Consider the following 13731-nt stretch of genomic DNA (forward strand, 5'->3'; position numbering starts at 1 on the left):
GACGAGGAAGACTCTACACTCATGAATGCCGATCGCCTTCCGGGCTCTTTTCCCGACATCGCTCGAAGCTGGGCCGCGCTACAGGCCCAATTGCCCATTACTCCCATTCGCAACGAACAAGACTATCAGACGATGGTCGAACTCTCCAGTGCCCTTGCCGATCATCTGAACGGCAAGGAGAACGAGCCGCTCACCGATCTTCACGCGATCGTGTCGGACCTGGTTCGGAGCTGGAAGGCGCAGAACGTGACGCTGCCCAAAGCGGAGCCGCGCGAGGTGTTGCGGCATCTGCTCGAAACGCACGGGCTGCGGCAAAAAGATCTGATGGGCATCGCATCGCCGACGGTGGTGAGCGATATCCTCGCGGGCCGCCGGGCGATCAGCAAGAAGGTCGCGAAGGCGCTGGCGCAGCGCTTTCAGACGGACGTCAGCGCGTTTTTGTAGTGGCGTAAAAAAAAAAGGCTGCGCCTTCATGCGGCGCAGCCCTTGACCGGCTATCTATTGCAACGCAAATTACTTCGGCTTGCGGGCGTTAGCGCGCCGCTTCCTGCCACGCTCCGCGCATTGCGCGTAAGCCCACTCGCCATTTGCGAAACGCAAGCGCCATTCCGCCGCGCTCGAACGCCAACGACAACGACAACGCGCGCAGGAACCCCGGGTCCGCGCGATCGCCGATCAGCGTCGAGTAAACGACGAACGCCCATCGGCCTGGCGGCGTCAGGTGTTCGCACATGATGAGTCGAAGATTGAACGACGCGTTATAGAACGCCGTATCGTTGAAGACGAAGCGCGGGTCCTCGTCGCGGCGTTGAGCGGGAAAGTGCTCGACGAGCAGCGCAGGATCGTAGACGAGCGTCCAGCCGCGCCGGCGCACGTCGAGGCTGAAGGCCATTTCGCAATGAACCTGCGCGCCGCTGCCGAGCAGCCGCGCGTCGAAACGCAGCGCGCCGATCGCCTCGCGGCGAAACGCCATGTTCACTCCGTTGAGTACGTGCACCTCACGCGCCTCGCCATGACCGATGTGATGGTTGCCGATCGTGCGGCCATACCATCGCACGATGCCGACGCACGGTTTCCGCCCCTGCGGAATACCGTTGCGTTCATGCACGATGTCCCGGCCGCCGAGACCGCCGAGGCATGCATCGCCCCCAAATGTGCGGGCGATTCGCGCGACCCAGTCAGGATGCGGAGCGGCGTCGTCGTCGGTGAAGCAGAGCACGTCGCCGCATGCGCTGTCGATCCCGAGGTTGTACGCGGCCACGACGCCGGGCTTGTGCACGAGCACGACGCAGCGGCGCGGATCGGGGCGTGTGGTCTCACGCGTATGCAGCCAGTCGAGCGTCGCGTGATCGTCGTGACGCGCGACGACGATTACCTCGTCGGCGCGGCGCTCCTGTGCGTCGAGTGCCGCGAGACACCGCGCGAGATCGGCGGTGCGCCGATACGTCGGCACGATCACGGAGACTTTCAGGAGCGGCGTCCGTAGCGGCATGATCAGAACGCGTTGCGGCTGATAAAGCCCTTGAAAATCGTGATGAAGACGATCTTCATGTCGAACCAGAACGACCAGTTGTGGATATAGAAGAGATCAAACTTCACGCGCGCTTCCATCTTCTCGACCTTGGCGGTCGCGCCGCGATAGCCGTTCACCTGAGCCCATCCGGTGATGCCGGGTTTGATGCGGTAGCGGTGCATGTAGCCGTACACCTGGTCCTTGTAGAGATCGTCGTGTTCGAGCGCATGCGGACGCGGGCCGACCACCGACATCTGTCCGAGCAGCACATTGAGAAACTGCGGCAGCTCGTCGAGGCTCGTGCGGCGCATGAACGCGCCCAGCTTCGTCACGCGCGCGTCGTGACGCGTGGCCTGCGTGACCTGACCCTGCGCTTCATGATGCACGGTCATCGAACGGAATTTGTAGATCGAGAACGGCTCGCCGTCGGCGCCCTTGCGCGTCTGGCGAAAGAACACGGGCCCCGGCGACGTGAGCTTGATCGCCGTCGCGAGCACGATGAACACCGGCGCGAGCGTGACGAGCGCACCTGCGGCGAAGAGCCGGTCGAAGATCAGCTTCGGCCACATCTGCGGCGGCGAGAGCGACGGCGCGCCGAGACTTAGCGTGGGCAAACCGACCACATCGACGAGCGAGTGGTTGAAAAGCGAGAGGCTGCGTACGTCAGGAATAAAACGAAGGTTCACGAAGTCATGCCTGAACATGCGCTGAAAGCGATAGATCGTGCGTTCTTCCGAGAGCGGCAGCGCGAGCCAGACTTCGTTCACGCGCTCGTCGCGCACTTTGGCGGCGAATGCAGTCAGGTCGGTCAGCACCGGCAGGCGATTAAGCCGCGCGCCATACGCTGCCCGTTCAACGCTGCTGTCCACGCTCGTGTCGAACACGCAGACCGGCTTGAAGCCCGCTTGCGGCGCATGCTCGAGATGCGCGAGCAGCGTGCGCGCAAAGCCAGGTGCGCCGACAATCGCAACGGTGCGGAAATTCATGCCGCGCCGGCGAACACTGCGCAACGCGACATGCACCGCGCACTTCGTCGCGACGATCAACGCGCCCGAGATCAACGTCGAGTAGACGAACCACAGCCGCGACACCGCATCCATGCGATGCAGCGTGAAGGCGAGCAGCAACGCCGCCGCGACGACCGCGAGCCACGCCGCGGCCACGCGTGCGAGCATCGCCGTCAACGGCTTGCCGCGCCATGTTTCATACACGCCGAAGCCGGGAAACATCAACAGCACCAGCACGCAGTTGAAGGCGATCAGCAGGCGTTCGGTGTCCGGCAAAGCGGCGAGCGTGGCAAAGCGCATCCAGTGGGCGAGCAGGCCTCCCGCAATCACGAGGAATGCGTCGAGGCATCGCGCAGTATTCCTGAACATTATCGACTCTGCGAGGACGGCAATCGCGCCGCGTGTTATTCGACGGTTTCGGCCTGGCGCAGGCGCGGCAGCAGGCGATCGAATTCGCGCTTGACGAGGCCGTAGCATTCGCACGCGCGCGCTTCGAGCCCCTTGCGGTCGAGCACCTTGATGTGTCCGCGGCTGTGGTGAATCAGGCCTTCGTCGTGCAGCTTGCCGGCTGCCTCGGTGATGCCCTCGCGGCGCACGCCGAGCATGTCGGCGATCAATTGCTGCGTCACCGTCAGATCGTTCGACGCGACACGGTCGACTTCGATCAGCAGCCACCGGCACAGTTGCTTGTTCAGTGCGTGATGGCGGTTGCATGCGGCGGTCTGCGCGACTTGCGTGAGAAGCGCGTGCATGTAGAGCAGCATCAGACGGCGCAGGAAGTCGGAGCGGGCGAATTGCTGCTTGAGGGCCTGCGCGCTCATGCGATACGCGAAGCCCGCACATTGCACCTGCACGCGGTTCGGCATGGTTTCGCCGCCCGTGAGCACGGGCACGCCGGTCATGCCTTCGCGTCCGACCGCGGCGATTTCGACGGAGCTGCCGTCTTCCATCGTCGACAGCATCGAAATGATCGCGGTCGTCGGGAAGTACACGTGATGAATGCGTTGGCCGGAATCGCAGAGCAACTGTTCCGTGCGCAGATGAACCAGTTCGAGGTGCGGAGCAAGCGCTTGCCATTCGTGAGACGGCAATGCGCCGAGCAAATGGTTTCCGTGCAGATCTGATTGAAGTGTCAACATGATCGGTCCTCGCGTGAAGCCGCGGGTCTCGCGTCTTCCTGTTTTTGATCCGATTCCTGCACCCTTTGATAACGCGCGCTCTGCATTGCAGTCAGCGCAGGGTGAACAGAGTCGGCCCCGTATTGGTTGGTGCGCCGCCGCCGTTGTGGTCGTCCTCACGGCGCCGCGGTGTTGCGTCCTTGTATTAGCGAGGACTGTGCCAACCATAGGGGAAAGCGTGACTGGTGCGGCGCAGCGACGACGGGCGGGCGAAATAAACCCCCTGTGCGCGCCTTTTTGTTTCAATTCTGTACATCCGACGTTTGCGTCGACCGTGCGCGCGATGGTCTTTTTATACGGGCCAAGTGCTTGATCCAATTGAGTTCGCTGCGCGTGGCGGCGGTTTTGCGATTGGAGCGCCAGGGTTGTTCCGCGCTTTGTGAGCGCCTTTTGGCGCGGTGTCCGCGATGTGCCGGAATTGATTCAGATGTGTTCAACCGCTTGCGTCGGTTGCCGCACGGTTCATCATTTATGGCTGTCAGGAGTCGCAAAAAAAACGACAGTGATGGGCGCAGCCCGACCAATGGGTTCGCGCAGCGCGAGGTTTTACGCGCTTCGCGAAGACATCGCGGGCAAATGGCGGGCGGATGGTACGGGTATCCGTAGAAGTGGCGGATGCGTCATCGAGCGCCCGGACTTCGGCGGCCCGTGCCGCAAGTGTTGCATCCGCTTTAAAGCTGAATGATGGATGCGCACGCAACAGCCCGCGCTTTGTGATGTGGGTGGCGAGAGTGGGATCGCGTCGGGCAGGGCGCCACGCGTGGTGATGAGTGATGCCCTTATTAGTTGAAAATGGCCAGACGTCTGTAGTGGGCGCGCGGGCCGCGTCATTCGCATAGTCGAAATTCGCCAATGCGACGTGTGGCCAGATGCGCACGGCCGTGCTCGTCGGCTAGCGCATAGAACCTGTCCGATTCGTACGCCATTGTCCTGCTCGCGCGCAGCATGTTTCATGCGTGCGTCGCGGGCCGGCTCGAAGGCGTGTTGTGGTTGCGCTTCGCTGCTTCTCCGGCTGACGGGATCGGCATTCGTCCGACAGGTGCCGTGGAAGAACACCGGCACGTCGGTGATACGCGGCGCGAAGTCCGGTGCCGTGCGCGCCGCGTTCGACTCCGATCTCGCGAGAGCCGAACGAGCCTCGCGGCCATGTCTATGCGCCGTTGTCGCGGCACCGTGCAAATCAGCGAAATGTAGCGTCAGCGAAACAACGCCGTTGTCGCCGTCTATTTTGCTTGCGATGTCCACGTTTCCGATCGCGTGGCGCGCATCACTCAGCAACTCTAAAGCCGTCACGATCTGGTGTGCAGCGTCTCCGTTCGCGCCGCGTTATCGGTGCCTCGTATGAAGATTCGGCAACCTCCAGCGTGAGTGCGATGGCGAACGGAAACAGCCGGATGGCGGCCGTACCGTGTAGGCGTCAAAACCGGCCCGCCAATCGTGCGAGGCCCGCGAGGGCAACCTGTGCGCTCGCCGCACCGAACATTAAAGAATCCGCTGGGGAACGTGATGAACTGGAAAACGCTGGAATTCGAGCAGCTTTCTGCACGCGAGCTGTACCTGATCTTGCGGGCGCGCAGCGCAGTGTTCGTCGTCGAGCAATCGCATGTGTGCCTCGATGCCGATGGACGCGACGAAACTTCGCTGCACGTGTTCGCCGTCGAAGACATGGCGCGGCCGATGCCGATTCTTGCGTACGCCCGTGTGCAGCCCGGCGATGCGGAAGATCCCGACATCATGATCGACAAGGTGCTGACGAGTCCGCTGCGCCGCGGCGACGGCACCGCGGAAATGCTAATGGAGCGCGTATTGCAGGCCATTGCCGAGCGTTGGCCGGGACACGCCGCACGCGTGAGCGCGCCGCTCAGTTTGCGCGAGTTCTACGAGCAGTTCGGCTTTCGCAAGACGGAAGGTCCGTATCTCGAGCATGGCGTGCCGTTCATCGGTCTCACGCGGCAAGTGCGCGCCTCGCAACCGCTCACCGCATTGCGGCGCCGCGAGGGCGATCGTGCCGCGCTCGTCAACACGTTTGAGATGCTGTGAGGAAGCCGCTGCTGATCGCGCTGTCGCCGCGCTCTTGCATCGCACTGGAGACGTGTCGTGAATAGTCAATCGGAGCTGGACCGCATCAATCGCCTCGCCTGGAATTCGCGCGACGCGGCCCGCGTTTTCACGACCGGCAAGAGCTTCTCCGACGCGGGCGAAGAGGCCGCCTTCAGATGGCTCGCGCCGCGTTGTTCGGGCACGCCGTTGCTCGATATCGGCATCGGCACCGGACGCACCGTTGCGCTGATGCTTAGTATCTCGAACGAATACACCGGCGTCGACTACGCGCCGAACCTGCTGGAGACGGCGCGATCGCGCTATCCCGGCTGCGATTTGCGGCATATGGATGCACGCGATATGTCCGAACTGCCGTCCGATCATTACGGGCTCGCTGCATTTAGCTGGAACGGTATCGACTGCGTCGACTACAACGATCGCGTGAAGATCCTTCAGGAAATGTATCGCGTGGTGCGGCCAGGCGGCTATGTGCTGTTCTCGTCGCACAATCGCGGCGGCCCCGGTTACCGCGAGGGCATCTGGCATCTGCTGCCGCGTTTCACGCTCAATCCGCTGACGCTCGGCTGGCGTACGCTGCGCTCGATGCGCCGCTTCCAGCTCGGCACGCTCAACTATATACACAACGTCAAGCTGAATCGCGACTATGGCGGCTATGCGGTCAAGACAGCGGCGGCTCACAACTTCGGCATTGTGATCGTCTACACGACACTTGCCGAACAGCGCCGGCAACTTGCGCAGATTGGCTTGCAATGCGATGCGGTGTTTGATAGTTGCGCGGGCAACCGTATTTCCGACGGCGTCGAGAACAGCGGCGCGTGCTGGTTCCACTTCATCGCGCACAAGCCGCTTGCGGCGCATCGCCTTGATGACGAGCGAGGCCATGCATGCTCACGTGTGTCGAATTGAAGAGCGGTGAGCGCACTAAAGACTCACGGGCAGTCGCACCAGCAACCACACAGGCACCAGGTCCGCCGCTTGCGGCAACCCATGATCGATTGCACGCCGCCTCCGTTCAGACAATTTGCCGTCCTACGTGCGTCTTCGCACGATGCAAAGTCGGCGTGAAAGGCATGCTTGAGACGCAAGCTTATGGTCCTTCGGGGCCGATCGCGTTACACAGAAGAAACAATTCTTCAGAGGGATAACCCTGTCAGGAAGTGTCCCAACTGGCGTAACCGTTGTGAAGCTAGCAACGTATCGTGGATGAGTAACCACGCGACGATAAAACACACAAAAGGGCGGTTTATCAACAGGCTACGCGGGGGCGAACACCGCTTCGGGGAGAGGGTCATGGAACAGGCAAACAAGGATCGATCGCTGGTGAGCAAGGTCATGGATGGGCTCGTCACAGGGATCGTCGAGGAGAAATACGGCGCGATACTGCCGCCGCAGGACGTGCTGTCGAAAGAGTTCGACGTGAGCCGCACGGTGATGCGCGAAGCGCTCTCGATGCTGCTCGCGCGCGACATGCTCGACGTGCGCCCGAAGATCGGCACGCGCATCCGGCCGATGAGCGACTGGCGCATGATCGACGAGGACGTCGTGAACTGGCGTTTTCGCGCGAAGCCCGATCCGGTGTTCCTGCGCGACGTCATCGAGTTTCGTATTCTGATCGAACCGCGTGCTTCGGCGCAGGCCGCGTCGCGCGGCAGCGCGGCCGACATCGCGGCGGTGCGCGACGCGTTCGAGGCGTTCAAGGTGATCCGTCCGGGCGAACCCGGTTATCAGGAAGCCGACGAGCTGTTCCATACGCGCATCGTCGTCGCGAGCGGCAATCAGTTCTTCAAGCAGATGGCGGCGATTATTCGCGGCGCGCTGTCGACCGGTAATCCCATCGTCACCGCTCGCGAAGGCGCGTGGGAAACGGCAGTGAACTCGCATCGGCGCGTGGTCGAGGCGATCGAACGGCGCGACCCGAAAGAGGCCGAACTCGCTGCGATGGCGATGATCGATCACACGACCGAGGAAATCGCCGGCACCTTCGCCGGCGCGCCGCCGGTGCCGCCCTCACGCGGCTGACACGCTGGGCAAGACGCAGGGCAACACGGGGCGGCGCATCGGTTGCGCGCTGCTGCTGCGCGCGTTCGCGCAGCGGCGCGCGAGTGTTCGCTCATGGTTCGGTCGCCGTTAGTTCTTCGATAGAGACAAACAGGCAGGGCGTTCGCCGGCGACGGCACACGTGCGGGGCCGCATGCGCGACAATAGCGGCTCTCTTTATCCGCATGGACGCCAGCCGATCGTGACGAACGCCAACTCAACCGCAACCCAAACCACTGCTTCGGACCGCGACATCCGTTGGGGCATCGTCGGCGCCGGCCGCATTGCGCGCCGGTTCGCTCAAGGCCTCGCCTATGTGCCGCACGCGCGTCTCGCCGCGCTGTGGTCACGGCGGCCCGAGCCCGCTCAGACTTTCGCCGACGAGTTCGGCGGCGAGGCTTGCGCGAGCTTCGACGCGTTGCTCGCGAGCGGCATCGACGCGCTCTACATCGCCACGGTTCAGGACAGCCACGCCGACTACGCCGTCGCCGCGCTGCAAGCGGGCGTGCATGTGCTGTGCGAAAAGCCCGCGACGATCAACAGGCCGCAGCTCGAGCGTGTGGTCGATGCCGCGCGCGGCGCACAACGGCTCTTCATGGAAGCGATGAAGCCGCCGTTTTATCCGCTCTACAGAAAGTTGCGCGCGCATCTAAACGACGATCCGATCGGCGACATGGGACTCGTGCGGGCCGGCTGCTCGGTGCCGGGCGTACCCGACGATCATCCGTCGCTGTCGTTCGAGCACGCGGGCGGCGCGCTGCTCGACATCGGCATCTATGAAATATTTCTTGCCGTCGACTGGCTCGGCGCGCCGCTGGAAGTGCAAACGCTCGGCCGGCTCGGCTCGACCGGCGTCGATACGTTTGCGAGCCTGAATAGCCGGCACGAGCGCGGCATCGCGCAACTGTTTTGCGGGCTCGATCTGCACGGCAAGGGCGACGCGCTGCTGATGGCGAAGGGCGGGCACGTGACGATTCACGAGCCGTGGTGGAACCCGTCGCGCGCGACGATCCGCTACACCGACGGTCGCGTGGTCGAGCTCGACGAGCCGTTCGAAGGCGGGGGCCTCAACTACGAGACCGCGCATTTCTGCGACCTGATTCGCGCGGGACAGCTCGAAAGTCCGCTGATGCCGCACAGTAAATCGTTGCAGATGATCGAGATGGCCGACGCGGCGCGCGCGGCGCTAGGGCTGAAGTTTGCGGGAGAGTGAAGGGGGCCGCGAGTCACGACTCACGACTTACACGCATCGCGTTTCACCCGGCTCGCAATGAAAGCGTAGCCGACCACGCGTTCATCGCGTGCCGCGCTCAATGCCGCGAAGGCAACGCAAGACGCCGCTCATACCAGCGCTGCAACAGTTCCAGTATCTGACACAGCACCCAGTAAACAGCCGCCGCGGCGAGATAAAGCGGCAACGGCTGATACGTCGACGCGATGACTTCCTGCGCGCTGCGCAGCAGTTCCGTGACGGTGATCACCGACACGAGCGAGGTGTCCTTGATCAGGCTGATGAGGCTGTTCGACAGGCTCGGCACGGCGATGCGCAGCGCCTGCGGCGCGATCACGTAACGCAGCGTCTGGCGCCGCGAGAGTCCGAGGCTGTACGCGGCGAGCCATTGTCCCTGATGAATGCCGAGGATCGCGCCGCGCATGCTCTCCGACAGATACGCGGCCACGTTCGCCGACAATGCGATCACGCCGGCCGGCGTCGGATCGAGCGAAATATTGAAGCTCGGCAAGCCGTAGTAAATCACGAAGATCTGCACGAGCAGCGGCGTGCCGCGCATCACGCTCACGTAGACGCGCGCGAGGCGGTTCAGCGTGCGGCTGTGGCTCACGCCCATCAGCGCGAGCACGGCGCCGGCGATCAGGCCGAAGAACATCGACAGAACGGCGAACTTGACCGTCAGGACGGCGCCCTGCGCGAGCGCAGGAAGCGATTCGACGAGCAGGGAAGTGGTGGACATGAGCAGTGCTCGGGTTGGCGCGCAAGGCGCATATCGTCAATGGGAGCGCGTGCCGCACAAGTGCGAAGGGCGGCATACCGAGCATGCCGCCCTTCGTTTCATCGCGAGCCGCTTATTTCAGGCGCTTATTTGATCGGCTTGCTCACGTCGATGCCGAACCACTTGTCCGAGATCTTCGCGAACGTGCCGTCGGTTTCAAGCTGCGTCATCGCGTCGTCGATTGCCTTGGCGAACTTCGGGTTGTTCTTCTTGAACGGAATGCCCGACGGGTTGCCCGCGCCGACGTTCGCGCCGGTGCGCAGCGGCAACTGCGAGTTCTTCAGCAGATACGCGAGCATCAGGCGGTCGTTGAGCGCCGCGTCGAGACGGCCGGCCGCGAGATCGCGCAGATATTCGGGCGCGCCCGGATACGTCTTCACGTCGATGCCCGGCACCGACTTCGCCATGTCCATGTAGTTGGTGCCGAGGCCGACGCCGAGCTTCTTGCCCTTCAGATCGTCGAGCGACTTGAACTGGCGCGTGTCGTCCTTACGCTGAATCAGTTGCGCGGCCGAGTACGTGTACGCAGGCGAAAAGTCGAGCGACTGCTTGCGTGCGTCCGTAATGCCGACCTGATTGACGATCACGTCGAACTTGCCGGCCTGCAGGCCCGCAATGATGCCGCTCCATTCGGTCGTGACGAACTCCGGCTTCACGCCGAGCTTCGACGCGACAGCCTTCGCGATGTCGACGTCATAGCCGACCAGTTCGCCCGACGGCGCTTTGGAATTGAACGGAGGGAAGGTGCCTTCGAGGCCGACGCGCAGCGTGCCGCGCTGCTTGACCTGATCCAGCAGATCGTCGGCATGGGCCGGGATCGCGGTGAACGAAGCGCCGATCATCGCGGCGACGAAAAGTTTTTTCAACAAGCGAAGTTGCATCGTGGTCCTTTTTTGTTCGTATGGCGTTATAGCGGACGAGAGCTTAACAAAGCAGAGTGCCCGTCGCTAAATACCCATTGCTCATGTCTGTATTACGAGGCGGGCGTGTGCATGACCATCAGCGACGCGTGAGAGCGCGCACGCTGACCGCATACCTAGCGCAACGCCTGCACGCATTCGCCGATGAGTGCCGGGCCGCGATAAATGAAACCCGTATAAAGCTGAATGAGCGAAGCGCCCGCGGCAAGTTTGGCGCGCGCGTCGTCGCCGGAAAAAATCCCGCCGACGCCGATGATCGGCACCGTCTCGCCGACTTCGGCGCGCAGCTTGCGGATCACTTCATTGGACGCGTCGAACACCGGCTTGCCCGACAGGCCGCCCGCTTCGTCGCCGTGCTGCATGCCCGCGACGGCCGTGCGCGCGAGCGTCGTGTTGGTCGCGATCACGCCTTCGAAGCGGTGGCGCAGCAGCGTGCCGGCGATCGATTTGATCTGCTCGTCGTCGAGGTCGGGCGCGATCTTCAACGCGAGCGGCACGAGCTTGCCGTGCATGTCGGCCAGACGCTGCTGCTTGTCCTTGAGCGCGGCGAGCAGCGCGTCGAGTTCGTCCGCGCCTTGCAACTGGCGCAGGTTCTTCGTATTCGGCGACGAGATGTTGACCGTCACATAGCTCGCAAACGGATAGACGCGCTCGAGGCAATAGAGATAATCGTCGGCGGCACGGTCGATCGGCGTATCGGCGTTCTTGCCGATATTCAGCCCGAGAATGCCGCGGTAACGCGCGGCCTGCACGTTCTTCACGAACTGGTCGACGCCCGCGTTGTTAAAGCCCATCCGGTTGATCACAGCTTGCGCCTGCGGCAGCCGGAACATGCGCGGACGCGGGTTGCCCGGCTGCGCGCGCGGTGTGACGGTGCCCACTTCGATGAAGCCGAAGCCGAGTGCGGCGAGCCCGTCGATCGCGGCGCCGTCCTTGTCGAGTCCCGCTGCGAGTCCTACCGGATTGCGGAACGTCAGTCCCATCACCGTGCGCGGCGCATCGGGCACGCGGGCGGCGAGCGCGCCCGCGAGCCCAGTGCGGCCCGCGGCGCCGAGCGCGCGCAAGGTCAGGTGATGAGCGTCTTCCGCGTCCATGCGAAAGAGTTGGGCGCGTACGAGCGGATAGAGGGAACTGAACACAGGACGAAGCCGGGCGGCCGGAAAATGGGAACCCGCTATTTTACCGGCTTTGCGCTGTCAATGAGATAAGGCGGAAGGCGAGGGCGGTGCGTTGCCGCGGGCGCGGGTCGAGCGTGGTGTTCCTCGGGCCACACTCAGCCCACACTCAGCCCACACTCAGCCCACACTCAGCCCACACTCAAGGCCGCAGCGGCCCGCGCCTGCCTTGCATCCCCGCGCCGGTCGGCTGGAGATCGACGCCGGCGGGATCGAGCACGCGCCACGTGCCGTCGATCAATCCTTCGAGCGGCCGGAAATTGGCCTTGTACGCCATCTTCGGACTCTCGCGAATCCAGTAGCCGAGGTACACATACGGCAGCTTGAGACTGCGCGCCTGCTCGATCTGCCAGTAGATGTTGTACGTGCCGAAGCTCGTATGCGGCAGTCCCGGCTCGAAGAACGTGTACACGGACGAGAGCCCGTCGCCGAGAATATCGATCATGCTGATCATGCGCAGCAGGCCCGGCGAATCGGGCCGGTCCGGCAGCGGCTCGCGGAATTCGACGAGCCGCGAATTGATCCGGCTTTGCAGCAGGAACTGCTCGTATTGATCGCGGCTGTCGCGGTCCATGCCGCCGCCCGCATGCCGCGCCGACTGATAGCGCATGTAGAGCGCGTAGTGCTCTTCGTCGTAGTGAAGCGGTGCGACGGTGGCGATCATCTCGCCATGTTTTTTCCACACGCGGCGCTGCGTACGGTTCGGCTCGAAGCGCTCGACCGGCACGCGCACCGGCACGCACGCGCGGCAACCGTCGCAATACGGCCGGTAGGTGAACACGCCGGAGCGCCGGAAGCCGGCCTTCACGAGGTCCGTGTAGACATCGGAGTTGATGAGGTGACTGGGCGTGGCGACTTGCGAGCGCGCGATGCGCCCGTCGAGATAACTACAGGGATAAGGCGCCGTTGCATAAAATTGCAGCGCCGAAAGCGGAGAAAGAGGCAGCTCGTTGGGATGAGTCACGTTGGCAGCTCTCGAAGCGTCTCTGGTGTCTCTGGTAATGCAAACCCGGCGCGCGTTGCGGCTAGCTTGTCGATCCGCGCGTTCGCTTGTGCGTTCGATCATGCGGACCCGGATTCGGCCTGATTCCTTCTACGCCGCTCGCGCGAGCACATCGAGCAACGCGGTCTTGTCGAAGCGCCAGGGAATGCGCGGTGCGTCGACCGACGCGCGAACATGCGCGATGAACGCCTTGCGCGCTATCTCGCGACCGCCGAGCGACGCCAGATGCGACGTGTTCTGCTGGCAGTCTATCATTTCTATTTCGTGACGGCGCAAGTGCCCGACAAGCGCGGCCAGCGCCATTTTCGAGGCATCGGTGACGTCCGCGAACATCGATTCGCCGAAGAACATCTTGCCGAACGAGACGCCGTATAAGCCGCCCACGCGCTCACCTTCGAACCATGTTTCGATGCTGTGCGCATCGCCCATCCGATGCAGCGACGTGTAGGCGTCGACGACGTCGGCGGTGATCCAGGTGCCGCGCTGTCCGCGCCTCGGCGCCTGCGCGCACGCGCGCATCACCGCGGCGAAATCGTGATCCACGCGAATTTCCCATGCGTCGTCGCGCAGCACGCGCTTGAGCGTTTTACGCAGCGACGGCGAGATCTTGAACTCCGCGGGACGCAGGATCATGCGCGGGTCGGGGCTCCACCACAGCACCGGCTGACCGTCGGAATACCACGGGAAGATGCCGTGACGATAAGCGTCGATGAGCCGCGACGGCAGCAGGTCGCCGCTCGCGGCGAGCAGGCCCGGCGCGCCACTGGCCGCGCCGAGCGCACGCTCGACGGGCGGAAAGGGATCGTCGGGGCCGAGCCAGGGGACCAT

13 protein-coding genes are annotated in these 13731 nt (G+C 63.4%); 5 read left to right on the top strand and 8 right to left on the bottom strand.

What is annotated here, in order from left to right:
* Positions 1-21 precede the first annotated feature (21 nt).
* Complete coding sequence (locus tag ABIE53_RS09540; protein WP_006048764.1) at positions 22-444, top strand: helix-turn-helix domain-containing protein; 423 nt, start codon at positions 22-24, stop codon at positions 442-444.
* Between the two features lie 88 nt (positions 445-532).
* Here the strand turns inward: ABIE53_RS09540 and ABIE53_RS09545 are convergent, their stop codons facing one another.
* Genes ABIE53_RS09545 through ABIE53_RS09555 form a run of 3 tightly spaced genes read right to left on the bottom strand, consistent with a single transcriptional unit; the run spans position 533 to position 3659 of the window.
* Positions 533-1492: a glycosyltransferase family 2 protein gene (locus ABIE53_RS09545; protein WP_192698887.1), complete on the bottom strand. Its 960-nt coding sequence runs from the start codon at positions 1490-1492 to the stop codon at positions 533-535.
* 2 nt (positions 1493-1494) lie between these two features.
* Positions 1495-2889 (bottom strand): undecaprenyl-phosphate glucose phosphotransferase, encoded by a 1395-nt coding sequence (locus tag ABIE53_RS09550; RefSeq protein ID WP_107707660.1) that lies wholly within the window; start codon positions 2887-2889, stop codon positions 1495-1497.
* 35 nt (positions 2890-2924) lie between these two features.
* Complete coding sequence (locus tag ABIE53_RS09555; protein ID WP_006048767.1) at positions 2925-3659, bottom strand: Crp/Fnr family transcriptional regulator; 735 nt, start codon at positions 3657-3659, stop codon at positions 2925-2927.
* A 1545-nt stretch (positions 3660-5204) separates the two neighbouring features.
* Here ABIE53_RS09555 and ABIE53_RS09560 point away from each other — a divergent pair.
* The 4 genes from ABIE53_RS09560 to ABIE53_RS09575 all read left to right on the top strand — a co-directional run bounded on the left by ABIE53_RS09560 (position 5205) and on the right by ABIE53_RS09575 (position 9009).
* On the top strand, positions 5205-5738 hold the full coding sequence (locus tag ABIE53_RS09560; RefSeq protein WP_192698886.1) for a GNAT family N-acetyltransferase: 534 nt from the start codon (positions 5205-5207) through the stop codon (positions 5736-5738).
* A 57-nt stretch (positions 5739-5795) separates the two neighbouring features.
* A complete protein-coding gene (locus ABIE53_RS09565) occupies positions 5796-6665 on the top strand; it encodes a class I SAM-dependent methyltransferase (RefSeq protein ID WP_107707661.1) in 870 nt (289 codons plus the stop codon).
* Positions 6666-7049: 384 nt separating this feature from the next.
* A complete protein-coding gene (locus ABIE53_RS09570; RefSeq protein WP_053857982.1) occupies positions 7050-7778 on the top strand; it encodes a FadR/GntR family transcriptional regulator in 729 nt (242 codons plus the stop codon).
* Between the two features lie 172 nt (positions 7779-7950).
* Complete coding sequence (locus ABIE53_RS09575; RefSeq protein ID WP_244230987.1) at positions 7951-9009, top strand: Gfo/Idh/MocA family protein; 1059 nt, start codon at positions 7951-7953, stop codon at positions 9007-9009.
* 97 nt (positions 9010-9106) lie between these two features.
* On the opposite strand, the gene ABIE53_RS09580 is transcribed toward ABIE53_RS09575, so the two are convergent.
* From ABIE53_RS09580 to aat, 5 genes are all read right to left on the bottom strand, one after another.
* Complete coding sequence (locus ABIE53_RS09580) at positions 9107-9766, bottom strand: amino acid ABC transporter permease (RefSeq protein ID WP_006048772.1); 660 nt, start codon at positions 9764-9766, stop codon at positions 9107-9109.
* Positions 9767-9891: 125 nt separating this feature from the next.
* Positions 9892-10686, bottom strand: coding sequence for a cystine ABC transporter substrate-binding protein (locus ABIE53_RS09585; protein ID WP_107707662.1), 795 nt, complete (start codon positions 10684-10686; stop codon positions 9892-9894).
* 155 nt (positions 10687-10841) lie between these two features.
* On the bottom strand, positions 10842-11864 hold the full coding sequence (locus ABIE53_RS09590; RefSeq protein WP_107707663.1) for a quinone-dependent dihydroorotate dehydrogenase: 1023 nt from the start codon (positions 11862-11864) through the stop codon (positions 10842-10844).
* A 178-nt stretch (positions 11865-12042) separates the two neighbouring features.
* Positions 12043-12864 carry an arginyltransferase gene (locus ABIE53_RS09595; protein ID WP_107707664.1) on the bottom strand — a complete coding sequence of 274 codons (822 nt, stop codon included), beginning with the start codon at positions 12862-12864 and terminating at the stop codon, positions 12043-12045.
* A gap of 129 nt (positions 12865-12993) precedes the next feature.
* On the bottom strand, positions 12994-13731 hold the full coding sequence (gene aat, locus ABIE53_RS09600; RefSeq protein ID WP_107707665.1) for a leucyl/phenylalanyl-tRNA--protein transferase: 738 nt from the start codon (positions 13729-13731) through the stop codon (positions 12994-12996).

The sequence above is a fragment of the Paraburkholderia sp. OAS925 genome, from assembly GCF_040543975.1.
GTDB lineage: Bacteria > Pseudomonadota > Gammaproteobacteria > Burkholderiales > Burkholderiaceae > Paraburkholderia > Paraburkholderia graminis.